This window comes from Nocardia sp. NPDC056100 (genome assembly GCF_042266325.1).
Lineage (GTDB): Bacteria > Actinomycetota > Actinomycetes > Mycobacteriales > Mycobacteriaceae > Nocardia.
Genome location: NZ_JBHJVY010000008.1, coordinates 335,229 through 360,538 on the forward strand (window position 1 = coordinate 335,229; position 25,310 = coordinate 360,538).

Sequence of the window (25,310 nt, forward strand, 5' to 3'; positions counted from 1 at the left end):
CCGGCTCACAGAGATTTCAAGGGAGGAACACTGTGCGTACAGGCGCGCTGATGATCGCGGGAGCCCTCGCTTCCGCACTGCTGACCACCACCGCGGCCATCGCCGCCGCCGATCCGGCGACCGAGATCCCGGGCGACGGCCTCTACCTGGTGAATGTCGATATCAAACCGGGCACGTACGTCTCGGACGGCACCCCCGACAATGCCACCGGCTGCTTCTGGCGGCGGCTCTGGCACGTTCAGACGCCCGCCGATTACAGCGACCCGAACTTCTACATCATCGCCAGCGATTTCACCCGCCAGCATCCGCTGCGGATTGTCATCAAGGCGACCGACGTGGCCTTCAGCAGCGAGAGCTGCGGCACCTGGCGACTGGTGCCGGACGTTCCGACGGGCTCCTTCGGCGGCTGACATTTCGGCGTTCACTGACAATTGTCAGTAACACGGGTACGGCTAGGGTGTCCGATATGACGCGGCAGAAGATTCTCATCACCGGTGCGAGCTCCGGGCTCGGCGCGGGTATGGCTCGCGAATTCGCCCGGCGCGGACGCGATCTCGCGCTCTGCGCCCGGCGCACCGAGAATCTGGAGGCGCTGCGCACCGAACTCCTGGCCGCCCACCCGGGTATCACGGTGGCCGTGCGCGGGCTCGATGTCGATGATCACGCGGCCGTACCCAAGGTCTTCGAGGACCTGCGCGCGGAATTGGGCGGGCTGGACCGGGTGATCGTCAATGCCGGGCTCGGCAAAGGCGCGCGAATCGGCACCGGGCGCGCGGATGCCAATATCGCCACGGCCACCACCAATTTCGTGAGCGCGCTGGCGCAGACCGAGGCGGCCATGAGCATCTTCCGGGAGCGGAAAGCCGGGCATCTGGTGCTCATCTCGTCCATGAGCGCGGTGCGCGGACTGCCCGGTAAGAAGGCGGCCTACGCGGCCAGCAAGGCCGGACTCACCGCGCTCGGCGAGGGCCTGGCCATCGAATTGCGCGGCACCCCGATCAAGGTCACCACGGTGCAGCCGGGCTATATCGCCACCGATATGTCCGGTCGCGCCGGTGACACCACCCTGCTCACCCCGCTGGACAAGGGCGTCGCGGCCATGGTCGCCGCCATCGAACACGAGACCGTGCGCGCCTCGGTGCCGCAGTGGCCGTGGCGGGTGTTCGGCGCGGTCATGCCGCTGCTCCCCCGCGCCGTCATGGCCCGCATCTCCTGACCCCGCCCCGGACAACGGCTTTCGCCACTAGCATCGGCCGCATGGCGAAGTTCACCAGCTGGGATGGTCTCGAGCTCAACTACCGCGTGTGGGAGGGCGAGGGCATGCCGGTCGTGCTGCAGCACGGCATCGTCGCCGATACCAATGCGAATTGGATGAGCGTCGGCGTGGTGGCGGCGCTGCACACGGCCGGGCATCACGTGATCTCGCTGGACGCGCGCGGGCACGGGCGCTCGGAGAAGCCGCATGATCCGGCGCGATACTCCTGGCACGCCATGGCCGATGACGTGCGGGCGCTCTACGACCACCTCGGACTGGATGAGGTTGCGCAGGTGGGCTATTCGATGGGCGGAATCATCTCGATCCTGGTCGCGCAGGCCGATGCGCGGGTGCGCAAACTGGCGGTCGGCGGCATCGGCTCCGGCGTGGTGGATTGCGGCGGTATCGACTGGCGGGTGATCAATGCCGAGGACATCGTCACCGCCATGCGCGGTGACGGGTCCGACACGGTGGAGCGGGCCAAGATGTTCCGCATGCTGGCCGATGTGCTGGGCGCGGACCGCGAGGCCATCGCCGCGCTGGCGGGCGGGTTGAACGAAGCCCCGGTCAAGACGGTCGCCGATATCACCGTGCCCACGCTGGTGCTGGCGGGCGACGCCGATCCGTTCGCCGCCGAACCCGAACGGCTGGCGGCCGCCTTCCCGAACGCGAAGCTGGCGGTGGTGCCGGGTGATCACCTGGTCGCCACCACCGATCCGGGCTTCTCCGCCGCGCTGGTGGAATTCCTGGCCTGAGAACAGCTCTCAGTACTCGCGGCGGTGCGGGACGAACTCCAGGGTGAGCAGTGCCGCCGCCGCGATGAGCACCTCGCGCCAGCGGATCAGCACGAATCGCTGATCCGAGAACGAATTGAACTTGCGCAGGAACCGGTACAGCGATTCCAGCCGGATGAGCGGATCACCCAGTCGCACAGCCGTATACGCCAGCTGTCCGAGCCTGCCGCGTTCCTTGTCCGCGAACATCTCCGGAAAAGCCGCGAATGCCAGCGAGATTCGGGTGATGTCGCGCGCCTTCGCGTAGTCGATCAGATCGACGATCATGCGCTCGTCCAGCCCGTTGGGCGCGTCCTTGCGCCGCCACGGCACATCCAGGCTCAGCTCCCGGCCGTTGCCGGAGACGCCGTAGCGCTGGAATCCGGCGATCTCGCCGTGCTCATCGCGGGCCAGCACGATCAGCATGCCCGGATGCCGCCCGTCCAGCAGATGGTCCAGGATCATCGAGAAGCCGCGAGTCTGCCGCCCGTGCCCCCAGTCGTCGACAATGCTCAGCAGGTTCTCGCGCTGCGGTTCGGTGAGCGCGACCTCGGGCACGATCTCGGTGGTGACGCCGAAATTGCGGGTGCGGCTGACCGCCTGCCGCAGATTCCGGAACCGCCTGCCGACCATGTCGAAATCGCCGACCTCGACCACCACGTCCCGCCCGATCGGGACCTGGCGCAGCCCGCGATGTTCGAAGGCGCGCAACTGCCACAGCTGGGTGAGTTCCGGGCTCGCGCCGAGCACCGCGACGCGCCACCCGTGTGAGCCGGCGAATTCGGAGAATTCCGAGACCAATTCGCCGAAGCGCGCCTTATCGCCGATCGGATCGCCCGCGACCACGGCGATACCGAACCGCGCCCGATAGGCGATGGCCGCCGAGGAATCGGCATTGAAGAAATAACTCTTGGACGAGTGCAGCGCGAATGGCGCGACCGGATCCAATTGTGTGCGGCGCACCAGTTCGGCCACCCGGGGTAGCTGTTCGGGCTGCGGTTTACTGCCCAGCGGGGCCATCAGCACCAGCCCGCTGGCCGCGAGGAAGACGAATCCGATGCTGGTGTGCTCGGCTCGGTAGGCGAAGTTCGCGATCACCAGCACCACGGTCGCGGCCGTGAGATGCGGGAGCGTGATGGGCCGCCGCAGGTGCAGGCCGCGGGCTATGAAGAGCCCGGCTATCGAGACCGCCACGAACCAGCCGTGGTCGGTGCCCTCGCGAGCGGAGCGTTCGGCTGCCCACACCAGCACCAGGGAGCCGAACACGAGCACACCCATGAGTGGTATCCGGGTGGTCGGTCCGGCGGTGAAAACGGTGTCGCGATACGCGGTCAGACCGGTGGTCCGCACCGCCATATTCTCGTCACGCATGCTGCTCCCTTTGCTCCACATGCGGCCCGCTCACCAAGCGTATACCCATGGTGATCCTCCCTCGGTCCCTACAAACACACTAAACGGGACATACGACGGGAGGCACTCGGTTATTCCGGCCAGCCTTTCCAGAGGCTGCCCAGGACCGGGTCGGTGATGCCTCCGGGGCAGGCCAGAGCGGGTGCGTCCCAGCCGGCGAGACGCGAGCCCGCGGCGTAGGCGGAGTGCAGGAAATCGAGGGAGGCGCCGACCGGATCGGCGCTGCGCCGGGCCGCGTCATAGGAGTAGTAGGCGGCGTGCGCGGATCCCGATGGCACCCAGCGCGCTTCGGGCGGCCGCAGCGGAAGCTCGGTCAGCCCTTCGGGTTCGGGTGCGGTGTAGGAGTAGAAGGTCGGCTCGGGGACCTTATCGTCGCCGAACCAGAACCCGGCGCTGATCTCCTCGCGCGAATATGCCTCGCGGGTCACCGGATCCACGTTCTCCGGCATGTCGATCTTGCGGTCGGAGAAGCGCTGCACCGCGAGATCGAAGGTGTGCCAGAACAGTTGGACCGGGCTGATCTTGCCGGAGTAGCTCGCGCTGAAGTCCTCGAGGATGCGGCCCACCTGACTGGTGACCCGGAAGGCGCGCTGGGCGGCGGCCGGGTCGTAGTGGTGGTGTTCCTCGTCCTCGGCGAAGGGGCGGCCGTGATCGGGCAGGTCGTACGGGGTCGGGAAGGGCAGTTCCACTTCGACGCCGAGATCGCGCAACCCGCGCATGGTTTCGGCGTAGAAGCCCGCGACGGATTGTTCGGCGAGCGGGATTTCCTCCTGGCTGCCGCGATCATTGGAAATGCGCAGCACGTGATCGAAGAAATCGAAGGCGCAGGTGAATACCGGGCCGTCGGTGGCGCTGCCGAGCGGCAGGGTGGTCCAGCCGCGCGCATTGACGCGATAGGTCATATGCCACCAGTGATTGCGGCGAATACCTTTCGCCAGTGCGACTTTGCCGACGATCTGAATGTAGCGGTGCAGGGTTTCCTTGGTCGGCCGCCAGACTCCCAGCGGCAGGGCCGGGAGCACATCGCTCGAATCCGCCGCGATGATGCCGGTAACCGAGGAATCGCCCATGCTCCTGCCCACTTTCGTTCGAGACGGTCGTGTTTCAGATCGGCATTGCGCCGACAATCCTACACACTCGCAGGCCACCTGCGAGTACAGCGAAACACGCAGTAGTGCAAGATCTTTCAAAGTAACCTGAACATTCCCCGCGCAACGCGCGAGACAGCGCCGGAACCGAGAACAGGGGTGAATCCGCATGACGGACATCAATACGGCCTACGCCGTCGTCGTCACAGCGGTCAGCGACCCGACGCAGGTGCAGGGTCTGGAGTGGGAGCGGGCGGTGGAATATCTGCCCAGCCTGGCGTCCAATGCCATGCGCAGCTGGGTGCGCGCGCAGGAGGCGGGGGACGAACCCGAGGGCGAGGAATTGCGGCACGGGGTGGTGATACCCGGGCCGCAACGACGGGTGGAGCCGCGCCAGCCCTATCGCGAGGTGTGCGTACCACCGGCGGAGTATCTGCTCTTCAGTGACGCGGTACGGCAAATTCCCCAGCGCGGTGTGGCCGCGCCGGGGAATCGCCCGGTAGGAACGGGACAGGCGGCCGGCGCGATGGCGGGTCGGCTATTCGCTTAACAGGCGAGTTTTTTCTTCATCTGGAATGAAGCTGGTTCCCGCCGTGCCCGGCTCAGTTCCCGTAGTACCTATTCAATCTCGTATTCGGTTGTGGCGCAATCCATTTAAATCAGGCCTCGAACAGGGAGGCGTACACCGGCCGGTCGTGCTCGACGACCAGCTGGCCGGTGAGGCCGCCGCCGGTCACGGTGTGCAGGCGCAGGTCCAGGTAGCGCTCCTCCTCGGTGAGCCGCACCTGCGCGGGTGCGGGCATCCAGGACAGCACCTCATCCGCCCGGCGTTCACGCGCGCGGGTGAGTTCGGCGCGCAGCGCGGCCAGGCTGTCCACCTCGAACGGCTCGGCCTCGGTGCGCTCAGGCTCGGCGTGCCAGGCGGCGACGCCGTACGCGAAACACACCAGCGGCATCCACATTTCGGCGAAGTACCGGGGATCGGGCGCGATCTCCAGGCCCGCGAACCTGCCGTCGACGAAGAACAGCGCGCCGAGTTGACCGGGCAGCAATTCCAGCCGACTGCGGAACTGGGTCAGCACCGCGCGCTTACGCGTGAGCAACTGCTCCAGATGTCCGCGCGCGGGCAGCCGGTAGCGCGCGTTCACCGCCGAAATATCCTGCCACAGCTTGGAATAGCCCGGCTTCCCGCGCAATTCCAGTGCCCGGGCACGCAATTCGAGCGGCAGTACGAAGAACCACTGATCGCGCGCCTCGAGGTAGCCGCCCTGCGCGGCCTGCACGCAGCAGGCATCGTCGAACAGCCGGGTCTGCCCCGCACCCATGAGCGCGGCCGAGCACAGCGCGTGATTCTGCGCACCCTCCTGGATGTATCCGATGTGCAGCGGCACGATGGCCACGCCCGCGGGCGCGCCATTGTGCAGCTCCACACTGCCATATCCCACCACGCGGTTGAGCTTCAATCCCGAGCGCGGCGGCACGATGCCGGGCCGCTCCGGTCCGTGGATCGGCACCATGGTGAGCGCCCCCGCCTGCTGCGGCGCACCCAACCGGTACCCGCTCAGATCGACCGGCGCGTGTACGAGCGTATCGAGTCGGTTCATGTCCTCACTCCTTCCCGCCCGTCCAGGAACGCCCGGGCCGCGGCGAGAACCCAGTCCTTCCCGGCCGGGCACCGCACGAACATCCACGGCAGCAGCGCCGCGAAATCGTCCTGATGCCAGCACCGCTGATGCGGCAGCGCGGGCGCGGGATCCCGCAGCGACAATTCGTCCCGCCCCGTGAACGTGCTCTGGCACAGCACGATCGGCGTCCGCACCCCGACCCGGGGCAGCGTCGCCACCACCCGAGCCAAATCCCCCGGCAGCCGATTCTCATACCCGTCGGTCACGATCACCACGAGATCCGGCCCACCCGCCGCCAATGCCCCGGCGTCCCGTGCCGCAACCGAGGTCGCCGCCCGTGTGGCCGTTACCGATTCGACCAAGGGCATGGACGTACCCGACTCGACGGACCGTGTAGTCGTGTCCGCGAAGGCCGCTCGGCTGGGTCGTCCGGCAAGGGCGTCGAGCAGGGCGGTGGCCAGGTCGGTCGGACCGGTCTGGGCCGCGCCCGCCTCGATGACGGTGAGGTTGTCGCAGAGCCGGGCCAGGACCAGGCGCAACGCTTCGGCCTGGGACAGCAGGGCCCATTCGCGCTCGCCGTAGCCGCGCATGGAGTCCGAGGTGTCCAGCACCAGCGCCACATTCGCGGCCAGACGCGGGAGGCCGTCCGTCGCGGCCGATACGTAACCGGCCAGGGCGGAACGCAATTCGGGACTCGCGTCGCCTCGGTACGCGTGCACCAGGGTGGCCGCGATATCGCCGCGATTGGTCACGGTGACGATCGGCTCGCGATGACGCGTCGGCTCCAATGGCGCGATGGGTTCGGCCAGCACGGGCACGCCGTGGGTGCTGGGCGCGTACAGCTGGCGCACCCGTTCGACCGCGACGGCCGGATTTGCACTGAACCGCAGCAGCTTTCGATGCGACTCCGAGCCACCGGCGATCTCGCGCACACACCCCCGCGCCGTCGCCTTGCCGAGCGCGTGCTCGAAGCAGTCGCGCAGGGCGGGACGGCGGGCGGCGATGAGGAGTTCGGCGTCCGGATGATCGAGGATGAAAGTGAGGATGGCCCGGGTGACGTGCTTATGGTTGACGCGGCGCTGCCGCAGTGCCAGCAAGACCGTGATGACGTGGTTCGGCGCGAGTGCGAAAAGCAGTGCGCGCGTTGCCTTGTCGAGGGTCACCCGGGTGTGCTGATCGATCCCGGCACGGCCGGCCGACAGCATCTGGAGCAGAACGCGGGCGCGCTGGTGCTCGTGGACGCCCGGGGTCAGGGCCAGCAACACGTAGGTCTCGGGGTCGGAATCGTATGCGGTGCGGTGGAATTCCGCGTCATCCCAGGTCAGAACACCGGCGCGGGACAGCGCCGGGGGCATGCTGTGGGTGCGGAGGTGGTCCAGCAGGGTTGCGGTGTTCACTATTCGAGGGTAGGGAACCTCACACTTGACAATCCACTGATTTTCCTTGGACCCCAGCGGGTTTGGCGGAGATGGAAACGGGGCCCTGCCGGACGGTCGGCGGCAGGGCCCCGCAATGGGATTCGCGGCACGGATGGGGGGACGCGCCGCGAATCCGGTCTATGGGGTGACGATGGCGAAGCCGGGATCCGGCTTGTCGAACAGTCCCTTCATCTGAATGAGAGCGGCGGCATTGCCGTCGATCTTGATGTCGCCCTTGGCGACCGCGTCCTGCATATTGCCGCCACCGACCATGTTCTGAATGAATCCGCCACGGGTGAGGGTGACGGTCGCGTCGGGTGCGGGCAGACCGTCGTCCGGCCAGCGGTCGTAGTGCACCAGCACGCCGTTGCGCAGTTCGGCGCGATGCACCTTGTCCTGCTGATCGCTGAACTTCCAGTCGGTGACCAGGTGGGTGTCCCAGGCTTTGGGGCCGTTGACGAACAGCGAGATGGCGTCGAACGCCTGATCCACGGTGAGCGCCGCCAGCAGGCCCTTGGAATTGGCCGCGGTGGGCGTGCCGAAGGACCCGTTGCGCAGTTCGTACGCCCCGGAGAGGTAGAAGTTGCGCCAGGTGGCGTTCTCCGAACCGTAGCCCAGCTGTTCGAATGCGCTGGCCTGCAGGTCTTTCGCCTTCTTGTTGTTCGCGTCGGCGAAGATCGCGTAGTTGAGCAACTGCACGGCCCAGCGGAAATCGGCGTCGTCATAAGCCTTTTGGGCCTTCTTCAGCACTTCGTTCGCACCGCCCATGGCATCGACGTGCCGCTTGGCGTTGTCGACGGGCGGATGCTCCCACAGGTGCGCGGGATTGCCGTCGAACCAACCCATGTACCGCTGATAGATGGCTTTCACATTGTGGCTGACCGATCCGTAGTAACCGTGTGAGTACCAGGCTTTCTCGATCGCGGGCGGCATCCGCATGGCCTCGGCGATCTCACTGCCGACCATGCCGGTGTTGAGCATTCGCAGGGTCTGGTCATTGAGGTATCCGTACAGATCCCGTTGCGCGGAAAGATATTCCACGATCTTGTCGGTGCCCCAGATCGGCCAGTGATGAGAGGAGAAGACGATATCGGACTGGCGCGCATAGAGATTGATGGATTCGGTGAGGTACTTGGACCACACGTGCGGATCACGCACCAGCGCGCCGCGCAGGGTGAGCAGGTTGTGCAGGGTGTGCGTGGCGTTCTCGGCCATGCACAGGATGCGGCGGTCGGGGAAGTAGAAGTTCATCTCCGACGGCGCTTCGGTGCCCGGTGTCATCTGGAACACCATGCGAACACCGTCGATGGTCTCCTGCTGTCCGGTCGCGGTGATGTTCACGGTCGGATCGATCAGGCTGACGGTGCCGACCGAGGTGGTCTGCCCCAGGCCCGCGCCGATCTGTCCTTTCGGCCCGCGCGGCAACGCCGCGCCGTACATGTACGCGGCGCGGCGCGACATGGCGGTGCCCGCGTAAATGTTCTCCGCGACAGCGTGTTCCAGCAAACCGGACGGCGCGACCACCGGACAGCGGCCCGCGGCCACATCCTCGCGGGTGGTGACGCCGAGCGAACCGCCGAAGTGATCGACGTGCGCGTGGGTGTAGATCAATCCGGTCACCGGCTTGTCGCCGCGATGCTTGCGATACAGCGCCAGCCCCGCGGCAGCGGTCTCATTGGAGATGAGCGGGTCGATCACGATGACGCCTGTATCGCCCTCGATGAGCGTCATATTCGACAGATCCAGGCCGCGTACCTGGTAGAAGCCGGGCGCGATCTCGTACAGACCCTGTTTGACGGTGAGCTGGGATTGCCGCCACAGGCTCGGATTGGCCGAGGACGGGCAGGTGCCCTGCAGGAAGCCGTAGGAGTCGGTATCCCAGACCACCTTGCCCTTGTCGTCCTTGATGACGCCGGGCTGCAACGCCTCGATGAACCCGTGGTCCGCGTCGGCGAAATCGGTGGTGTCGTCGAACGGCATGGTCTGGGTGACCTTCTTGTTCGCCGCCGCGATGGCATCGGTGGGCTCGGTCTGGGTGGTGGACGGATTCACCTCGTCCGAAGAGCCGCACGCGGTGAGGGCACCGCCGACGCCGACCGCGGCCAGTGCGGCCGCGCCGACGCCGAGCATGCCGCGCCGGGATACCCGGGCGGCGCCGTTGTCCTGATTACCCGCGCCCTTTGTCGGATTGCCGTCGACCACGCCGTCTCCTCGATCTTCCGTTAGCGCGCACCGCAAACCAGCCAAGCAGCCGATAGCTATGTGTTCGCCAATTTCGCCATAACGATTAGTTCACGGCATTGAGAACGCCTTCTATGGTTTCTTCAGCGTTTGCCGCGCACTGCCACCCTAACCACTATTGCAGTTAGACTGCAATAGCAATGGCCGAAATGCTCCCCCGACCCTGCGTAGGTCGACGGAAGCCCATGTGATCGGATGCAGAGATGAGCGAGGGCACCACCGAGCGCCACCCGAGCGGGGAGCGCCGCCGCAGGCGCAATCCGGAGCAGACCCGCAAGGCGATCGTGGAGGCGCTGCTCGCGGCCCTCAAGGACGGCAGTTACGCACCGACCACCAAGGACATCGCGGACCGCGCGGGCGTGTCCGAACGCAGTATCTTCGTGCATTTCCCGGGTCGCGAGGACCTCCGGGTGGCGGCCGTGGACGCACAGTCCGAACTGGTGGAATCACTGGTGGTCGCACCCGATCCGAGCCTGCCGCTGGATGAGCGGATCGCGGCGGTGGTCGAACAGAGCGCGATCGTCTTCGCACATCAGCGCACCCCACGCCTGCTCGGCCTGCTGGAGTCGCCGTCCATTACCGCTATCGATGAGCGAATGCGGCTGACCGACGGCAAGATCCGCGCCGGTCTGGCGCGGATCTTCGCTGCCGAGCTGAATCGGGACGGTACGCAGGATCGTGAACTACTCGATCTGATCGAGGCCACGGTGGGCTGGGCGTATCGGCACCAGCTGGTCGACCGGCGCGGGCTCTCCCAGCGCGCCGCCTCGCACGCCATTACGCGTGCTCTACGAACCCTGTTGTCCGGCAACGACTCCGACTGAGCGTCCGATTACATGGAACCCCAGGACTGCAACAGGTAGGTGATATTGGCGAGCACACTCGTGATGGTGCTCGCCAAATCCAGGGTGGCGGATCCGAGGTTGATGATCGGGAAATTCATTGCGGCATCCTCGCTTTCGTTCGATCACTGCGTCGCCTTCACCGTAAGGACTCGAGCAATCGTCCAGCAAGCATCCGGACACACACTGTTCCGCACCCACACCGGCCAGTCACATCGTCAGATTTCGACCATCTGGTAGTCGCCGACGTACTCGCCGAGGCGGCGCAGGTGATCGCTGGAGTCACCGAGGGTGTGCTCGATGGCGGTGAGCCGGGCGGTGTAGTGGCCGACCGGATACTCCGCCGTCATACCGATGCCGCCGTGCAGCTGAATGGCCTCCTGCCCGATATGCCGCGCGGAGCGGCCAACGCGCAATTTGGCACGCGAGGCAACCACCGGATCGGTGATGCCGTCCGCCAGCGACATGGACGCGTACATGCTCATGCCGCGCGCCAGTTCCAGCGAGACGTACATATCGGCGGCACGCTGGGTGAGGGCCTGGAATGCGCGCAGCGGAACGCCGAATTGCTTGCGGGTCTTCAGATATTCGGCGGTGAGCCGCAGCGACTCCTCCATCGCGCCGACCGCTTCGGCGCAGAGCGCGGCCTGCGCACCGGCCAGCGCGGCCTCGATGGGATCGGAGACATCGGTCACCGAACCCAGGGGTTCGGCGGTCGCACCCTCGAATTCGATTGTCGCGCCGCGCAATCCGTCATGGGTGCGGTAGGTGGTGCGTCGCACGCCCGGATCGGCGGGGTCGACCAGGAACAGCCCCATGCCACCGTCGGTGAGCGCGACGCTGACGATCAGCAGATCCGCGCAATCACCGTGCGCCACCGGATGTTTGACACCGGTGATCTGCCAGCCGTCACCGTGCTGGACGGCCTGGGTGGTGAGTTCGGCGGACGGCCAGCGCACACCCGATTCGGCGTGCGCGAAGGCGAGCCGCAGATCGCCCTCGGCGACCTTGGGCAGCAACCCTTTACGCTGTGCGTCCGAGCCGACGGCGGCGATCAGCCCGCCGGGCAGCAGTGCGCAGTCCAGCAGTGGTTCCGGGGCGAGTTTGCGGCCGATCTCGGTGAGCACCAGCATGGCCTCCAGCGGTCCGGCCCCCATACCGCCGTCCTCTTCGGCGAAGGTGAGCCCGAGCAGTCCGACCTCGGCAAAGGTCTGCCAGAGCTGCGGGTCCCAGCCGAGTTCGGTATCGGTGATCCGGGTGCGGGCTTCCGGGCTGTAGCCGCGGGCCAGGATGTCACGCACGGTGTCGCGCAGCATTTCCTGTTCGGTGGTCAGATCGAAATCCATTACGCTGCCTCACAATCCGAGGATCGTCGAGGCGATGATATTGCGCTGCACCTCGTTCGATCCCCCGTAGATCGATGTCTTGCGATAGTTCAGGTAGGTGGCGGTGCTGCGGCGCGCGGTGTCAGGGGTATCCCCTTCGCGCACAACCGAATCCGGTCCGGCGATATCGACCATCAGTTCGGTGACGGCCTGCTGTAGTTCGGTGCCGCGCAGTTTGAGAATCGAGGAGACCGGGTTGGGCTTACCGTCCGAGGGGCCGGAGGCCACCCGCAGCTGCACCAATTCCAGTGCCAGCAGCTCGTTTTCGAGTTCGGCCAGCCGGGTGGCGAAGACCGGATCGTCGAGCAGGGTGTGCGCGCCGAGCCGGGTGGCGCGGGCCTGTTCCTTGGCCAGCCACAGGCGCACCTTGGTCTGCCCGACCGCGGCGATACCGGTGCGTTCGTTGCCGAGCAGGAATTTGGCGTAGGTCCAGCCCTGATTCTCCTGTCCGACAAGGTTTTCCGCGGGCACCCGGACGTTCTCCAGGAAGACCTCGTTGACCTCGTGGGTACCGTCGATGAGCTCGATGGGCCGTACGGTCACGCCGGGGGTGTCCAGCGGGAACAGCAGCATGGAGATGCCCGCCTGCTTCTTGGGCGCGTCCGGATCGGTGCGCACCAGGCAGAAGATCCAGTCGGCGAACTGGGCCAGGGTGGTCCAGGTCTTCTGGCCGTTGACGATGTAGGAGTCACCGTCGCGCACCGCGGTGGTGCGCAGCGAGGCCAGGTCCGAACCCGCCTCGGGCTCGGAAAAGCCCTGGCACCACCAGATATCGAGGTTGGCGGTGGCCGCGAGGAAGCGTTCCTTCAGCTGTTGCGAGCCGAATTGCGCGATGACCGGGCCGATCATATTCGCGTTGAAGGTGAGCGGTTCCGGTACCGAGGCCAGCTGCATTTCCTCATGCCAGAGGTGCCGCTGCACGGGCGTCCAGTCCCGGCCGCCCCATTCGACCGGCCAGTTCGGCACCGCCAGCCCGTGCGCGTTCAGGATGCGCTGGGTGGTGACGACATCGTCCCGGCTCAGCTCCTGTCCGTGCCGGTTGCGATTGCGAATGTCGGCGGGGATTTCGCTCCGGTAGAACGCGCGCAGTTCATCACGAAAGGCGAGCTCGTCCTCGGTGAGCGCCAATTTCATGCTTGGCCTCCAATGTCTTCGGGTAGCGCCGGATATGATACACAGACTATTCAATGTCTCAAATAGCTCTCGTAGACTCGGGAGGCCACGAAAGGGGACCCATGCCGGAGCAGGACCAGACCCTCGGAGTCGGAGAGCTCATCGCCCACCGCCACCGCGCGGACAGCGCACCCGGAGCACGCACCGATGGGCATCGACTCGCCCTGGTCATCGAGGGCGGCTCCTCACGCGGCGCGTTCTCGCACGGTATGGCCATGGCCATCGAGGAGCTGGGCGTCCTGCACTGCTTCGACGCGGTCTACGGCGCGTCGGCGGGCGCGCTGAACGCGGCCTGGCTGCTGTGCGGACGCGCCCGCAATTCCGAACGGGCCTGGCATCCCGAGGTCATCAACCGGGTCATCTCCCCCGCGCGAGCGCTGCGCGGCGGACGCGTGGTGGATACCGAATATCTGGTGCACACCGTGTACGAGCGCATCGTGCCGATGGACTTCCCGGCGATCCTGGCCAATCCGGTCACCTTCCATCCGATCGCCACCGACGCCGACACCGGCGCGGCCGTCGACCTACACCCCGAACTGACAGACAGCGCCTCGGTGCAAGCCGCGCTGCGCGCCTCCACCTGCCTGCCGATCCTGGCCGGGCGGCCGGTCCGCATCGGCGCGCACCGCTACGTGGACGCCGGAATCTCCGAATCGGTGCCCATCCGAACCGCGCTGGCACAGGGCGCGACCCGGGTGCTGGTGCTGCGCACCCGCCGCGAGGACGAGAACATGAGCGCGCCTTCGGCTCTGGAGAGCAGGGTGGTCGCGCGCTACCTGGCCCGGCACGCACCCGGCACCGTCGACCCGTGGCTCGGCCGAGTACAGCAGCACCACCGCGACGAGGCCGATTTCGCCACCGATCCGGCCGTACTCCAGATCCGCCCGCCGCACACCGCACCCGCCATCGGCCGCACCAATCGCGATCCGGCGCTACTGCGCGAAGCGCTCAGCCTGGGCCGCGCGGTCACCGCCCGCACCCTGTCGCCATATCTGACACCTATGCTTTCGGCGTGACGCGCGCGGAGGGGACACGAGCACCGGGACGGCCGGCATCGGCCAGTCGAGACGATGTACTCCGGGCCGCCATCGATATGTTCCTGGCCGGAAAACGCCTGGACGTGAATGCCATTGCCGCCCAACTCGGGGTGGGCCGGGCCAGCATCTACCGCTGGTTCGGATCCCGCGACGGACTGCTCGGCGCGGCCATCGCCCGGCAGTTGGAACGCATGGTCGCGCACGCCGACAAACGCTGCCGAGCCGAGGGCGGGCAGCGCCTGAACGAGATCCTCGACCACACCATCCACTGGCTGGTCGAGGACGACTCCCTGCGCACCTACTTCGACAACGAATCCACTGCGGCACTCCGCCTGATCACCCGCAGTGACGGCGTGGTCCATCCGGCAGCGGTGGCGATCGTGGAACAGCTCATCGACAAGGCGCAGGCACAGGGCTACGAACCCCCGATCGAGCGAAACACCTTGGCATACGCGCTGGTTCGACTGTGGGAGGCATTCCTCTACAACGACGCCGTAGCCGGATTCCGCGGCGACGTGGACCGCCTGCGCCAGGTACAGGCCGCACTACTGCGCACCTGAGACCGGCACCGCTTCCTGATCCTCGAGCCCGTGAGAACGTCGATCTCGACATCACACAGACCGAAAATGAAAGGGTAAGAATTCTGAATATCCTTATATCACAACGTAATTCGACTTTCTAGGTCGGTTTTGCGGGAGTAGAATAGGGATATGAATTCAGGGGAGACAATCGCAATCACGGAGAGTGCATCAGCGCTCTCCGCTGCGATCGACACCCTGACCTCTCAGCCGCTTATTCCGGTGTCGGACAACGACATTGTCGAATTGATGCAGCAGATCGAAACCGCCACCCGCAAACTCGACGCGATGAAACTCGATTTGGTAGTGCAGACCTGCTCGCGGTCACTGCCCAAGCGCGCCGGAGCAGGCTCGGTCGCACTGTTCCTGCAACAGACACTGCGGATCTCACACGGGGACGCGCTGAACCGCTGGCACTGCGCCGAACAAGCAGCCATCTGGCCCCGCGTCGGAGACAACGCCGAAATCTCCATCCCGGCACCGATACTGCCGAACACCGCACTGGCACAAGAAGAAGGCGCGATCGGCCTCGACCACGTCCGGGTTATCCGGCAGGTCATGGACCGACTCCCCAACAAGGTCACCGCGGAAGACCGGGCGCTGGCCGAAGAGCACCTCGCGCGGCATGCTCGTGCGCTGAACCCGAACCAGCTCCCCAAGATCGGTGACCGGATCCTCGGACACCTCGACCCCGATGGCACCCTCACCGACGACACCGACCGTGCCCGTATGCGCAGTATGCGGTTGAGCCCCCAAGGGTTCGACCTGATGTCCACCATGACTGTGGTGTTGACTCCCGAAGCACGCGCCGCGATGGATGCGGTCTTGGCCAAGCTCGCCCGGCCCGGCCTGTGCAACCCGGCTGATCCCGAGAGCCCGTTCGTGGTGGATGACAAGCTCGATCCAGAGGTCGTGAAGGCCGCTGCCGCACGGGATACCCGCACGACCGTGCAGCGTCAGCACGATGCGCTGTTCGCGCTCCTGCACCCCGACTTCAACCCCGCCCACCTGGGCTCACACCGTGGGCTCCCGGTGACCACGATCCTGACCATGTCCATCGCCGATGTGGAGCGCGCCGCCGGAGTGGCGACCACCGCCACCGGTGGGACCGTGCCGGTCGCGGTCGCGTTGGAAATGGCCGCGCGCAAGAGCAAGACGTTCTCTGTCGTCACCGACGGCAACGCGATGCCCTTGCACATCGGGGAAGCCCGCCTGGCCAACCCGGCACAGCGCATGGCGCTGATCGCCACCGAGCGGGGTTGCACCCGCCCGGGCTGCACCGCACCCGCGAGCATGGCCGCCGTGCACCACGTCACCGAGTACGTCAAGGGCGGCCCCACGGATATCGATAATCTCACCCTGGCTTGCGATCACTGCCACGCTCTGGTGAACGACACCCCGACGGGGTGGACAACGATCAAGCTCGGTAAGGATTCGGCCTTCGCGGGGCGCACCGCGTGGATTGCGCCCGCGCACATCGACCCGACTCGGACACCGAAGGTGAACCACCTTCATCACCCGGACGAGTTGATGGCCACCGCCCCGCCCGCGCCACCACTGCTTGCTCGCCCCTCTCGGGCCTGTGTGCCGACGCGGATGCGTCAGCGACCCTGGGTATTGCCTCGCCCGGCTTGCCCAGCCCGGCAATAGCTTCCACCACTTGCCTCCACCGTCAGGAGCCCTCCTGCCGGTCCTACAGGCATGTCCCGCACGGCTTTTGCCAAGTCCGTACGGCTCCATGCCGGTGTCTCGAGGCCCTTCGGGCCTTCTTTTCTTCTTGTCCAGGCGTCTTTTATCTTTTGTTCTTTATTCTTTTGTTCTTCTCTTGTCTTCCGATCATCGCTGCGCCGGAAGGCGCAACCGCTTGAGCGATAGAGCATTCAAAGCCACGATGACACTGGACCCGGACATGGAAAGCGCCGCGATCTCCGGCCGAAGCGTGAACCCGAAAGCAGGCTCGAAGACGCCCGCGGCAATGGGAAGAGCGATGGTGTTGTAACCAACCGCCCAGGCAAGGTTCTGATGCATTTTCCGGAGCGTTCCACGACCGATGCGAAGCGCGGTAGGAACATCGAGCGGATCAGACCGCATCAGAACCAAATCCGCGGTCTCGATCGCCACGTCGGTCCCAGCACCGATCGCGATGCCGAGATCAGCCCGGGCAAGCGCGGGCGCGTCATTCACCCCGTCCCCCACCATGGCGACTTTCTTTCCGGTGGCCTGCAATTCGGCAATCCGGTCGGACTTGTCACCCGGCAGAACTTCGGCGATCACCGTGTCGATGCCGAGTTCGGCTGCGATGCGTTCCGCGGTGGCCTGGTTGTCACCGGTCAGCATGACCACCTCGACACCCATATCGTGCAGGTCTTGCACTGCGCGAGCAGAGGTTTCGCGCACCGCGTCCGCGATACCGATGACCGCCGCGGCCTTCCCGTCCACGGCCGCGAGTACCGCAGTCTGCCCTGCTCCCGCGACGCGATCGCGTGCGGCGGCCAGCTCGCCGAGCTCGATGCCTTCGCGCTCCAGCAGGCGACGATTGCCCACCACGACGCGACGCCCGTTCACAGTGGCGATCGCACCGTGGCCGGGAACGTTCTCGAAGTCCTGTGCGCGTTCACCATTCGCGCCGTGTCCCTCGGCATAGTTCACGACCGCCTCGGCGAGCGGATGTTCGGATTCGCGTTCCACGGCCGCCAGCAGCGGGATCAATTCCTCCGCGCTGATCACCCCGTCGGTGACGATCTCGGTGACCTCGGGTTCGCCCTTGGTGAGCGTCCCGGTCTTGTCCATGACGACCGTTTGAATGCGGGCCGCGCTCTCCAGCGCCATCGCGTTCTTGAACAGCACACCGCGTTTCGCGCCCAGTCCGGTGCCGACCATGATGGCGGTCGGCGTCGCCAGCCCGAGGGCGTCGGGGCAGGTGATGACCACGACGGTGATGGCGAAGAGCATGGCCTTGGCGAATGTCGCCCCGGCGAGCAGCCATACGCCCAAAGTCAGTGCGCCGCCGATCAATGCGACCAGCACCAGCCAGAATGCCGCGCGGTCGGCCAGTTTCTGTCCGGGGGCCTTCGAATTCTGGGCTTCCTGAACAAGATTCACGATCTGCGCGAGGGCGGTGTCGGACCCGACCTTGGTGGCTCGGACCCGCAGCACACCGTTCTTGTTGAGGGTCGCGCCGATGACCGCCGACCCGGGTTCCTTGTGCACCGGCAGGCTTTCGCCGGTGACCATGGCCTCGTCGACCTCGCTCTCACCCTCGACGACCTCACCGTCGACGGCGATCTTCGCGCCGGGCCGCACCAGCAGCAGATCTCCGACAATCACTTCGGCCGTGGGGATTTCGACTTCCCGGCCGTCGCGGATCACCACGGCCTGCGGCGGCGCGAGGTCGAGCAGGGCGCGAATGGCGTCATTGGCCCCGCCGCGCGCCCGCATCTCGAACCAGTGGCCGAGCAGTACGAAGGTGGCCAGCATGGTGGACGCCTCGTAGAACACCTCGCCGCCACCGGTGAGGGTGATGGCCAGCGAATACAGCCAGCCCGCACCGATACCGACGGCGACGAGCACCATCATGTCGAGGGTGCGCGCCTTGAGCGCGGCGACCGCCCCGGTGAAGAAGATGGTCGACGAGTAGAAGATCACCGGCAGGCTGAGGATGAGCGCCCAGATGTCCTGCCGCAGCCCGAACGGCGTCGGCAGATCCAGGCCGAACATGTCCTTGGCCATCGGCGACCAGAACATGACCAGCAGCGAGAACACCAGCGCGACCAGGAATCGATTGCGCATATCGCGCGCCATGTCATCCATGGACATGCCCGCGTGCCCGGCATGTCCCATGGCGGCGTGATCCATGCCCGAGTGATCCATGCCCGCCGCCCCGGCATGAGCCATGCCCGCGTGCTCGGCATGGCTCATTTCCGCAGTTCCGGCGTGGTTCATCGCCTCGTGCCCGGCGTGGTTCACGTCCTTGTGCGCGGCATGCTCGTCATGATCCATATCCCGACCATATACCCTCGGGGGGTACCTGGCGAGTCTGTTGTGACCGGCGAGTCATTCCAGCTGTTCGCCGCTACCGGATCCCCGGAGTCGCCGGATCGGTCCCGAAGCAGCCGACGATGTAGCAGCCGGGCGGCCAATCCGACACCGGCGGCGCGAGCGGCTTGTCCAGGCACGACAGCATCCCGCAGCCCGGATAGGCCATCGGCCCCAGTCCCAGCGCGGCGAGGGTGGCCGCCGGATTGGAGATCATCGGATCGGCCAGGCTGATATCCGGATGATCCTGATACGGCCCGGGATCGGCGAGCACCGGATCGCGGAAGGCAAAGGTGAGCGCGCGCAGCACATCGTGCGGAAAGCTCACCGAACCACCGGGCACGGTCACGCCGGTCCAGCTCACCAGCAGCCCGAGACTGGGCACAATCGTATTGTCCTGCCGCATCATTCCCGACATCTGCACGGCGTCGGCGGGCATACCGGGGAAGATGGAGCCGCAGTCGGGGCCGTTCACCACGAACAGGAAGCCGTAGCAGTCATTGGCGGCGGTGCCGGTCGTGGCCTCACGCAGGTATTCGGCCGAAATCACCTGCGTCCCAGCCCAATTCCCATGATTGGCAACCAGCAGACCGAGCTTGGCGAAATCATCCGGCGGCAGCACCAGATGCGCGTACCCGTACGTGTTCTGACTGCGATCCCGCGCCCAGTGATAGTCACCGCGCTCAATCCCCAAGGGCGTGAACAGTTTCCGCTGCGCATACGCCTGGAAGTCCTCGCGCACCGCCTGCTGCACCACGTACACCAGTAGATCCACCGCCCGCTGGCTGTACTGCCACTGCGTACCCTGCGGATGCACGATGGGCATAGCGAGCGCCTGCGCCACCACATTCGGGTCGAGTTGCACCAGCCCGGTGACACCCTCGGACGCCACCGCGACCTGCATCCCGGAGGTCTCGGTCAGCAGGCTGCGCACGGTGATGGCGCGGTGCGCCGAATCACCCAGTCCGGCAGGCAGATACGCGTCGATCGGATTGTTGATCCGAAGCAGCCCGTCATCCACGGCCGCACCGGCGACCATGGCCACCACGCTCTTGGTGCTGCTCCACAGGTTCCACGGCATACCGCCCGCGCGCTTGTTGTTCGGCCCGCCCGCGACGAGGCAGTTGTTCCGGAAGATCTGCACGGTGAATCGCGTCGGGTCCGCCGCGAAGTCGACGGCGCGCTGCAACTCCGCCGGATCCAGCCCGACCGCTTCCGGTTTCGCGGTCGGCTGGGTGCGCCCGCTGCTCACCTCGCACCGCTGCTGTGGCGCGGCCTGTGCCGGTTGCCCGACGGCCGGTTGCCCGACGAGCAGCAGGCTCGCTGTGATCGCCGCCGCGGCAGCGACTGTCCACGCTCGAAACACCCTTGTCCGAAACACCCATTCCGCCTCTCCCGAAGTCCCTGTCCGGCACATCGGCAGCGAAATTGGCCCGTTATCGATTCGTGACCCCCGACTTACCTGGACGATGCTTCTCGGGGCCATGGTTTTCGGGGCGTAAGCGATGTCCGTATTCGTCCCTCCTGTTGCGGACCTCGCACGTCATACGATAAGAACCTGACGACACGTGGTCCGGGGGGCTCCGGTCGCGTCCGTTCGTAGTCCGCTGAGCCGCAAAGGAATCACCGCGCCATGACCGCACCGGTCGTCTTCACCAGCTCGTATTCCGACAATTCCAATGACAATGGCTTCCAGTGGGAGTTCCATTGCGATCGCTGCAACACCGCGTACAAGTCGCCGTTCGAGCAGAACTACCTCTCGCGCGGACGCGGTGTGCTGCGCGTGCTGCGAGATCTGTTCGGCGACTACTCCAAGACCATCTACAAGGTCTCCAACGCCGCCGACGACTTCTCCAACACCTGGAGCGGCGGCTCGGCCTCGGCCACCAAGGACAAGGCGTTCGCCAAGGCCGTCGACCTGGTCAAGGACGATTTCCGGTCCTGCGCGGGCTGCGGTTCATGGGTCTGCGCGCGCATCTGCTGGAACGATCACGTCGGCCAGTGCACGCGCTGCTCCCCCATGGCCGCACATCAGCTGGCGCAGGCGCAGGCCGAAGCGCGCGGTTCACAGTTCCGCGACGCCGCCAACCAGCAGAACTGGACCCAGAACCAGGATATGTCGGTCCCGGCCCGGGTCACCTGCCCCACCTGCGCGGCCAGCACCACCGGCGGGCGCTTCTGCGGATCCTGCGGCACCGCACTGGATTTGCGGGTGCACTGCACCGGATGCGGACATCAGATCCAGGCGGGTACGGCGTTCTGCTCGAATTGCGGTCGCTCGCAATAGGAGTCCACACACAAAACAGCGCCCCTTCCCGAATTCGGCAGGGGCGCTGGGTTTTGGGTGTTAGGCGATCAGCCTCGGATCAGCTCCGCGTCAACACGGAGTCGAGCGTCAGAAGGAGCCGGTGCCGGGCAGCGGCGGCAGGCCGGGCCAGTTCTGGTTCCAGTCGCCGGGGTGATCGTGGTGGTGCCGCCACTCGCCGTGGTGGTCCCAGTCACCGTGATGTCCGGGACGGCTGATATCGGCGGGAGACGAGACATTGGCGTCGGCGCTGGCCGGAATCGCCAGTGCGGCAAGAGGTACTGCGGCGAAGATGCCGATCGCTGCGATTCTGGCTACTACTGCGGTACGAGTCATCCACCTATCGAACGACTCATTCCTCACAGGTCCATCGGAGTTGCCTGGCAAACGGCTGGGAGTCGGGTGCCGGGCGTCGGTGTGACGCCCGGCGATCATCGGATTGTCAGCCGACTTTCGTCAATGCCGGGGGCTGCCAGCTGCCGTCGACGGCGCTCTGGTCCGGCGCGTACAGCCGCATGGTCAGGGAGAACTTGCCGCTCGCCGGAATCGGCAGCCAGTTGCCCTGCGGTACAGCCGGACCCGGATCGGCGTTCTGCACGGTGATATCCACCGAACCGTCGGCGTTCTTCGTCACCGGGATCTGATGGCCGACCGCGTAGATATTCGCGGGATTGTCGATCAGGAAGCTGTCGGCGTCATAGGCCGTGATCGACCAGAACGCCTTGGCGGGCGGCAGCTTTCCGTCCGGGAAGTGCAGGGTGTAGCGGATCGGCGTGCCATTGTCATCGGCCGTGCTGAAGACCGTCGGGTAGAGCGCGTCCTTGGGCAGGTTCGCGCCCAGACCGCGCAGTGCGACATTGGCGCGGTTCAGGTAGTCGGTGCCGTAGGTGCCGACATTGGTGGCGAACTGCCAGCCGTTCTCATTCTTCATCTGCGGATTCTGGTAGGCCGCTATGGTTTTCGTCGCGCTCGCGACCGCACCGTTGAGCACATCCGCGGACACCTTGTCCGCCGTCGCGCCGGGCGCGACGCCGATCTTGGCGAAGCGTGCCATGGCCGGAGCGTCGGCCACGGCGGGCGGATTGGTGACCATGAGCTGATTCAGCTTGTCGAAAAAGGCGGGGCCGTCCATCTCCGCGACCTGCTTCGACGGATTCTGCGATTTGTCACCGGGAGTGCCGCCACCCGGATTGTCGTGATTACCGCTCTGCCACTGGCTCAGTGGCACCAGCTTCATCTGATCCTGGATGGCCTTCACGTTCGCGAGATCGTCCTGACCGTTGACCTGCACCCGCCCCAGCAGCCAGACGGTGTCGGTGGGCATGGGCAGCGGGGTGACGCCCTCGGGCAGCTGCCCCTTCCACGCCGGACCGGTGATCGCATAGGTGAACGGGCCCTTATCGCCCGAGCTCAGCTGCGGATCGACGCTGCCGGGATCGTGCACGGTATTGGTCCAGGCGTCCAGGAACTGCATGAGCCAGTACCGGTTCGGGTCCATCTCCGGTATCTGCACGATCATCGGCTCGTTCTTCACATCGAGCCAGGCCTGCGAATAGAGCGTGTCCAGGTTCAGTCGCACCACCTGGCGGTCGGCCGGGGTGGGCAGGGTTTCGGCGTGGTCGAAGTGGTTGGCCGAGGCCGCCGACGCGCGGGTGGCGTCCATCAGGACCAGGGGGTAGCCGAAGACGTAGGCGTCCGCCGCGATGGCCGCGGGATCGTCGGACGGTGCGGCGGTGGAGGTTGCCGAATCCTTGCTAGATGAGGAATCGCTACCGCACGCGCTCAATGCCACGGCCGCCAGCACCACGGACAGGGCGGCGGCCGCGCCGATCAGCAGTCGTCGAAAACGTACTCCGCGAGTAGTCATCGCATTACGCTCGCACGCGCGCGAACGAATTCGATTCACCCGGAATGGGCGAGTTGTCGCACCCGGCACGGTAGCCGAATCAACGCCGCACACCCGGAGCCAGCGCCGCGATGAGGACGGCGGACAGCAGTCCGGCACAGCCGAGGGCGACGCTCGCCTGCTGGAATCCGTGCAGGAAGGCCTGTTTGGCGAAATCCGCAAGGGGTGCGCCCGCCGGACCCGCGCGCTCGGCCACCTGTAGCGCGGCGGCGAGTGAATCGCCGACCGGGCCGCGCGCCGCTTCCGGCAGCCGGGGCAGAGCGGACGCGATACGACCGGAGTATCCGGCCGCGAGCACGCTGCCCGCGACGGCAATGCCGAGGGCCGCGCCGATTTCGCGGGCCGCGTCATTCACGGCGGCCGCGACCCCGTGCTTTGCCACGGGTGTGCCCGCGACGATCGCGGCGGTGGCGGGCGCACTGCACAGGCCCATACCGGTGCTCATGATCACCAGCGACCACAGCAGGCCCCAGTAGCCGCTGTCCAGATCCAGTCGGGAGATGGCGAGCAGGCCCGCGCCGACCGTCGCCAAACCGATGAGGGTCACCCAGCGCAGGCCGAAGCGGTCGGCCAGCATGGGCGCGATGAGCGAAACCAGCACCAGCGGAACGATCATCGGACCCAGCGCGAGCGAGGAGGCCAGCGGCGAATAGCCGAGGATCAGTTGCAGATACTGCACGATCAGCATGAACAGGCCGAACGAGATCAGGAACTGCACGGTGAGTGACAGTGTGCCGCTCGCGAATCCGCGATCGGCGAACAGCCGCACATCGAGCAGTGGATGCGCGGTGCGCAATTCGATCAGGGCGAAGGCCACCGCGGCGAGCAGTCCGCCGGCCAGCAGGCCGAGCACCGGTGGATCGAGCCAGCCGCGGCTCGGAACCTCCATGGCGGCGACGACTATCGCGCCGACGGCGGCGATGACGGTCACCGAACCCCACGGATCCAGGGGCGGCCGGTCGGCATCGATCGATTCCGATACGGTGCAACCCGCCGCCAGCAGTACCGCGCCGACGGCGGTCATGGCGACGAACACCGACTGCCAGGGCAGCCATTGCAACAGGATGCCGGAGCCGATAATGCCCAGTGCGCCACCGGATCCCGCGACACCCGCCCAGACGCCGACGGCCTGCCCGCGCCGCTCCTCCGGAAATCCGGCGGTGAGCAGGGAGAGCGTCGAGGGCATGACGAAGGCCGCGCCCGCACCGGCGGCCGCGCGGGCTCCGATCAGCCAGAGCGGGCCGTCGAAAATCAGCGGGAGCGCGGAAGCCACCGTGAATACGGCCATTCCGATGATCAGCACCACCCGCCTGCCCAGCCGGTCGCCGAGCGCGCCCGCGGGCAGCACCAGACAGGCCAGGGCGAGGGTGTAGCCGTCGACCACCCAGGTCAGCTGCTGCTGGGTGACACCGGTATCGGCGGCTATGCCGGGCAGCGCGGAATACAGTGCGGCCATGGCCGCGACCACGAGCGCGATGCACAGGCAGGACACCGTGAGCATCCAGCGTTGCGGGCGTGACAATCTGGTGGTGACGGCCGTGCCCTGCCCGGTGGGTACCATGGCAACTCCCGAGAAACGATACTGACAGTAGCGCTACGGTACTACCGGTAGCGCCGGAAAGGAACCGGTGCGGTGGCAGCGAATACGCCCGACGACGACATCGATCCGCGCAAGCTGCGCTCGCGGGCCCGACTGCTCGATGCCGCCACCACCCTGCTGAAAACCGGTGGGGTGCAGGCGGTCACCATCGACGCGGTGACCAAACTGTCCAAGGTCGCACGCACCACCCTCTACCGGCATTTCGACAGCTCCGCCGAACTGCTGGCGGCGACCTTCGAACGGCTGGTGCCGCAGGTGTCACCGCCGCCGGACACCGGCCCGCTGCGGGACCGGCTGGTGGAATTGATCGTGCGCCAATCCGCGCTCATCGACGACGCGCCGGTGCAACTGGCGACGCTGGCCTGGCTGGCCATGGGTAGAACCGAGACGAAAGACACTGCGTCCCAAAGCTTCACGAGTCTCCAGCACCGGGTGATCGAACAGTATCGCCAGCCCTTCGACCGACTGCTGAATACCGCCGAGGCGCGTGCCGAACTGGGCGAGTTCGACCTGAATCTCGCACTGGCACAACTGATCGGCCCGATCGTCTTCACCAAACTGACCGGGCTGCACACCTTCAGCCGGGCCGATATCAGTCAGGTGGTCGACGATTTCCTGCGAGCTCGCCGACGATCTTGA

Annotated in this window: 22 protein-coding genes; 10 read left to right on the forward strand and 12 right to left on the reverse strand. The window is 66.3% G+C overall.

The window, feature by feature from the left end; translation table 11 throughout:
- The first annotated feature begins 32 nt into the window (after positions 1 to 32).
- The 3 genes from ACFC0O_RS45400 to ACFC0O_RS45410 are packed head-to-tail and all read left to right on the forward strand — an operon-like array spanning position 33 to position 2,010.
- Positions 33 to 410, forward strand: coding sequence for a hypothetical protein (locus tag ACFC0O_RS45400; protein ID WP_375968494.1), 378 nt, complete (start codon positions 33 to 35; stop codon positions 408 to 410).
- Positions 411 to 466: 56 nt separating this feature from the next.
- Positions 467 to 1,216: an SDR family oxidoreductase gene (locus tag ACFC0O_RS45405; protein ID WP_375968495.1), complete on the forward strand. Its 750-nt coding sequence runs from the start codon at positions 467 to 469 to the stop codon at positions 1,214 to 1,216.
- A gap of 41 nt (positions 1,217 to 1,257) precedes the next feature.
- Positions 1,258 to 2,010: an alpha/beta fold hydrolase gene (locus ACFC0O_RS45410; RefSeq protein WP_375968496.1), complete on the forward strand. Its 753-nt coding sequence runs from the start codon at positions 1,258 to 1,260 to the stop codon at positions 2,008 to 2,010.
- Between the two features lie 9 nt (positions 2,011 to 2,019).
- On the opposite strand, the gene ACFC0O_RS45415 is transcribed toward ACFC0O_RS45410, so the two are convergent.
- A complete protein-coding gene (locus tag ACFC0O_RS45415) occupies positions 2,020 to 3,399 on the reverse strand; it encodes a bifunctional lysylphosphatidylglycerol flippase/synthetase MprF (RefSeq protein ID WP_375968497.1) in 1,380 nt (459 codons plus the stop codon).
- A gap of 110 nt (positions 3,400 to 3,509) precedes the next feature.
- Positions 3,510 to 4,508, reverse strand: a complete 999-nt coding sequence (locus ACFC0O_RS45420; RefSeq protein WP_375968498.1) for a DUF5996 family protein — start codon at positions 4,506 to 4,508, stop codon at positions 3,510 to 3,512.
- Positions 4,509 to 4,695: 187 nt separating this feature from the next.
- Here ACFC0O_RS45420 and ACFC0O_RS45425 point away from each other — a divergent pair, with 187 nt between their 5' ends.
- Positions 4,696 to 5,076: a hypothetical protein gene (locus ACFC0O_RS45425; RefSeq protein WP_375968499.1), complete on the forward strand. Its 381-nt coding sequence runs from the start codon at positions 4,696 to 4,698 to the stop codon at positions 5,074 to 5,076.
- 109 nt (positions 5,077 to 5,185) lie between these two features.
- Here the strand turns inward: ACFC0O_RS45425 and ACFC0O_RS45430 are convergent, their stop codons facing one another.
- The 3 genes from ACFC0O_RS45430 to ACFC0O_RS45440 all read right to left on the reverse strand — a co-directional run bounded on the left by ACFC0O_RS45430 (position 5,186) and on the right by ACFC0O_RS45440 (position 9,549).
- On the reverse strand, positions 5,186 to 6,130 hold the full coding sequence (locus ACFC0O_RS45430; protein ID WP_375968500.1) for an ARPP-1 family domain-containing protein: 945 nt from the start codon (positions 6,128 to 6,130) through the stop codon (positions 5,186 to 5,188).
- Positions 6,127 to 7,548: a hypothetical protein gene (locus tag ACFC0O_RS45435; protein ID WP_375968501.1), complete on the reverse strand. Its 1,422-nt coding sequence runs from the start codon at positions 7,546 to 7,548 to the stop codon at positions 6,127 to 6,129. Before ACFC0O_RS45435 ends, ACFC0O_RS45430 begins: the two co-directional genes overlap by 4 nt.
- A 159-nt stretch (positions 7,549 to 7,707) precedes the next feature.
- Positions 7,708 to 9,549, reverse strand: coding sequence for an alkyl/aryl-sulfatase (locus ACFC0O_RS45440; protein ID WP_375968621.1), 1,842 nt, complete (start codon positions 9,547 to 9,549; stop codon positions 7,708 to 7,710).
- A 464-nt stretch (positions 9,550 to 10,013) separates the two neighbouring features.
- Between ACFC0O_RS45440 and ACFC0O_RS45445 the strand changes: the two genes are divergently transcribed.
- Positions 10,014 to 10,634, forward strand: a complete 621-nt coding sequence (locus ACFC0O_RS45445) for a TetR/AcrR family transcriptional regulator (RefSeq protein WP_375968502.1) — start codon at positions 10,014 to 10,016, stop codon at positions 10,632 to 10,634.
- 236 nt (positions 10,635 to 10,870) lie between these two features.
- On the opposite strand, the gene ACFC0O_RS45450 is transcribed toward ACFC0O_RS45445, so the two are convergent.
- Together ACFC0O_RS45450 and ACFC0O_RS45455 are read right to left on the reverse strand one after the other, a co-directional pair.
- Entirely contained in the window at positions 10,871 to 11,998 is a 1,128-nt protein-coding gene (locus tag ACFC0O_RS45450) for an acyl-CoA dehydrogenase family protein (RefSeq protein WP_375968503.1), read from the reverse strand.
- A 9-nt stretch (positions 11,999 to 12,007) separates the two neighbouring features.
- Positions 12,008 to 13,171 carry an acyl-CoA dehydrogenase family protein gene (locus tag ACFC0O_RS45455; protein WP_375968504.1) on the reverse strand — a complete coding sequence of 388 codons (1,164 nt, stop codon included), beginning with the start codon at positions 13,169 to 13,171 and terminating at the stop codon, positions 12,008 to 12,010.
- A gap of 101 nt (positions 13,172 to 13,272) precedes the next feature.
- Between ACFC0O_RS45455 and ACFC0O_RS45460 the strand changes: the two genes are divergently transcribed.
- The 3 genes from ACFC0O_RS45460 to ACFC0O_RS45470 all read left to right on the forward strand — a co-directional run bounded on the left by ACFC0O_RS45460 (position 13,273) and on the right by ACFC0O_RS45470 (position 16,475).
- Positions 13,273 to 14,226 (forward strand): patatin family protein, encoded by a 954-nt coding sequence (locus ACFC0O_RS45460; RefSeq protein WP_375968505.1) that lies wholly within the window; start codon positions 13,273 to 13,275, stop codon positions 14,224 to 14,226.
- Entirely contained in the window at positions 14,223 to 14,807 is a 585-nt protein-coding gene (locus tag ACFC0O_RS45465) for a QsdR family transcriptional regulator (RefSeq protein ID WP_375968506.1), read from the forward strand. The genes ACFC0O_RS45460 and ACFC0O_RS45465 overlap by 4 nt, the downstream gene beginning before the upstream one ends.
- A gap of 267 nt (positions 14,808 to 15,074) precedes the next feature.
- Positions 15,075 to 16,475, forward strand: a complete 1,401-nt coding sequence (locus ACFC0O_RS45470) for a DUF222 domain-containing protein (RefSeq protein ID WP_375968507.1) — start codon at positions 15,075 to 15,077, stop codon at positions 16,473 to 16,475.
- Positions 16,476 to 16,661: 186 nt separating this feature from the next.
- On the opposite strand, the gene ACFC0O_RS45475 is transcribed toward ACFC0O_RS45470, so the two are convergent.
- Both ACFC0O_RS45475 and ACFC0O_RS45480 read right to left on the reverse strand, forming a co-directional pair.
- Entirely contained in the window at positions 16,662 to 18,824 is a 2,163-nt protein-coding gene (locus ACFC0O_RS45475) for a heavy metal translocating P-type ATPase (protein ID WP_375968508.1), read from the reverse strand.
- Positions 18,825 to 18,897: 73 nt separating this feature from the next.
- A complete protein-coding gene (locus tag ACFC0O_RS45480) occupies positions 18,898 to 20,226 on the reverse strand; it encodes a serine hydrolase domain-containing protein (protein ID WP_375968509.1) in 1,329 nt (442 codons plus the stop codon).
- A gap of 267 nt (positions 20,227 to 20,493) precedes the next feature.
- Here ACFC0O_RS45480 and ACFC0O_RS45485 point away from each other — a divergent pair, with 267 nt between their 5' ends.
- Positions 20,494 to 21,147: a zinc ribbon domain-containing protein gene (locus ACFC0O_RS45485; RefSeq protein WP_364638657.1), complete on the forward strand. Its 654-nt coding sequence runs from the start codon at positions 20,494 to 20,496 to the stop codon at positions 21,145 to 21,147.
- Between the two features lie 108 nt (positions 21,148 to 21,255).
- Here ACFC0O_RS45485 and ACFC0O_RS45490 read toward each other — a convergent pair whose 3' ends face one another.
- From ACFC0O_RS45490 to ACFC0O_RS45500, 3 genes are all read right to left on the reverse strand, one after another.
- On the reverse strand, positions 21,256 to 21,501 hold the full coding sequence (locus tag ACFC0O_RS45490; RefSeq protein ID WP_364638660.1) for a hypothetical protein: 246 nt from the start codon (positions 21,499 to 21,501) through the stop codon (positions 21,256 to 21,258).
- A gap of 106 nt (positions 21,502 to 21,607) precedes the next feature.
- On the reverse strand, positions 21,608 to 23,032 hold the full coding sequence (locus ACFC0O_RS45495) for a DUF1254 domain-containing protein (protein WP_375968510.1): 1,425 nt from the start codon (positions 23,030 to 23,032) through the stop codon (positions 21,608 to 21,610).
- A gap of 79 nt (positions 23,033 to 23,111) precedes the next feature.
- Entirely contained in the window at positions 23,112 to 24,632 is a 1,521-nt protein-coding gene (locus tag ACFC0O_RS45500; protein WP_375968511.1) for an MFS transporter, read from the reverse strand.
- Positions 24,633 to 24,704: 72 nt separating this feature from the next.
- Between ACFC0O_RS45500 and ACFC0O_RS45505 the strand changes: the two genes are divergently transcribed.
- The gene (locus tag ACFC0O_RS45505) at positions 24,705 to 25,310 is read left to right on the forward strand and encodes a TetR/AcrR family transcriptional regulator (protein WP_375968512.1); all 606 of its coding nucleotides are present in this window, start codon (positions 24,705 to 24,707) and stop codon (positions 25,308 to 25,310) included.

Excerpts from the sequence above, each read along its gene's own strand:
- ACFC0O_RS45410 (WP_375968496.1), top strand. The coding sequence starts at position 1,258 with ATGGCGAAGTTCACCAGCTGGGATGGTCTCGAGCTCAACTACCGCGTG.
- ACFC0O_RS45490 (WP_364638660.1), bottom strand. The coding sequence starts at position 21,501 with ATGACTCGTACCGCAGTAGTAGCCAGAATCGCAGCGATCGGCATCTTC.
- ACFC0O_RS45445 (WP_375968502.1), top strand. The coding sequence starts at position 10,014 with ATGAGCGAGGGCACCACCGAGCGCCACCCGAGCGGGGAGCGCCGCCGC.
- ACFC0O_RS45440 (WP_375968621.1), bottom strand. The coding sequence starts at position 9,549 with ATGCCGTTCGACGACACCACCGATTTCGCCGACGCGGACCACGGGTTC.
- ACFC0O_RS45430 (WP_375968500.1), bottom strand. The coding sequence starts at position 6,130 with ATGAACCGACTCGATACGCTCGTACACGCGCCGGTCGATCTGAGCGGG.
- ACFC0O_RS45475 (WP_375968508.1), bottom strand. The coding sequence starts at position 18,824 with ATGGATCATGACGAGCATGCCGCGCACAAGGACGTGAACCACGCCGGG.
- ACFC0O_RS45495 (WP_375968510.1), bottom strand. The coding sequence starts at position 23,032 with ATGACTACTCGCGGAGTACGTTTTCGACGACTGCTGATCGGCGCGGCC.
- ACFC0O_RS45405 (WP_375968495.1), top strand. The coding sequence starts at position 467 with ATGACGCGGCAGAAGATTCTCATCACCGGTGCGAGCTCCGGGCTCGGC.
- ACFC0O_RS45415 (WP_375968497.1), bottom strand. The coding sequence starts at position 3,399 with ATGCGTGACGAGAATATGGCGGTGCGGACCACCGGTCTGACCGCGTAT.
- ACFC0O_RS45450 (WP_375968503.1), bottom strand. The coding sequence starts at position 11,998 with ATGGATTTCGATCTGACCACCGAACAGGAAATGCTGCGCGACACCGTG.
- ACFC0O_RS45425 (WP_375968499.1), top strand. The coding sequence starts at position 4,696 with ATGACGGACATCAATACGGCCTACGCCGTCGTCGTCACAGCGGTCAGC.
- ACFC0O_RS45485 (WP_364638657.1), top strand. The coding sequence starts at position 20,494 with ATGACCGCACCGGTCGTCTTCACCAGCTCGTATTCCGACAATTCCAAT.
- ACFC0O_RS45500 (WP_375968511.1), bottom strand. The coding sequence starts at position 24,632 with ATGGTACCCACCGGGCAGGGCACGGCCGTCACCACCAGATTGTCACGC.
- ACFC0O_RS45455 (WP_375968504.1), bottom strand. The coding sequence starts at position 13,171 with ATGAAATTGGCGCTCACCGAGGACGAGCTCGCCTTTCGTGATGAACTG.
- ACFC0O_RS45420 (WP_375968498.1), bottom strand. The coding sequence starts at position 4,508 with ATGGGCGATTCCTCGGTTACCGGCATCATCGCGGCGGATTCGAGCGAT.
- ACFC0O_RS45460 (WP_375968505.1), top strand. The coding sequence starts at position 13,273 with ATGCCGGAGCAGGACCAGACCCTCGGAGTCGGAGAGCTCATCGCCCAC.
- ACFC0O_RS45470 (WP_375968507.1), top strand. The coding sequence starts at position 15,075 with ATGCAGCAGATCGAAACCGCCACCCGCAAACTCGACGCGATGAAACTC.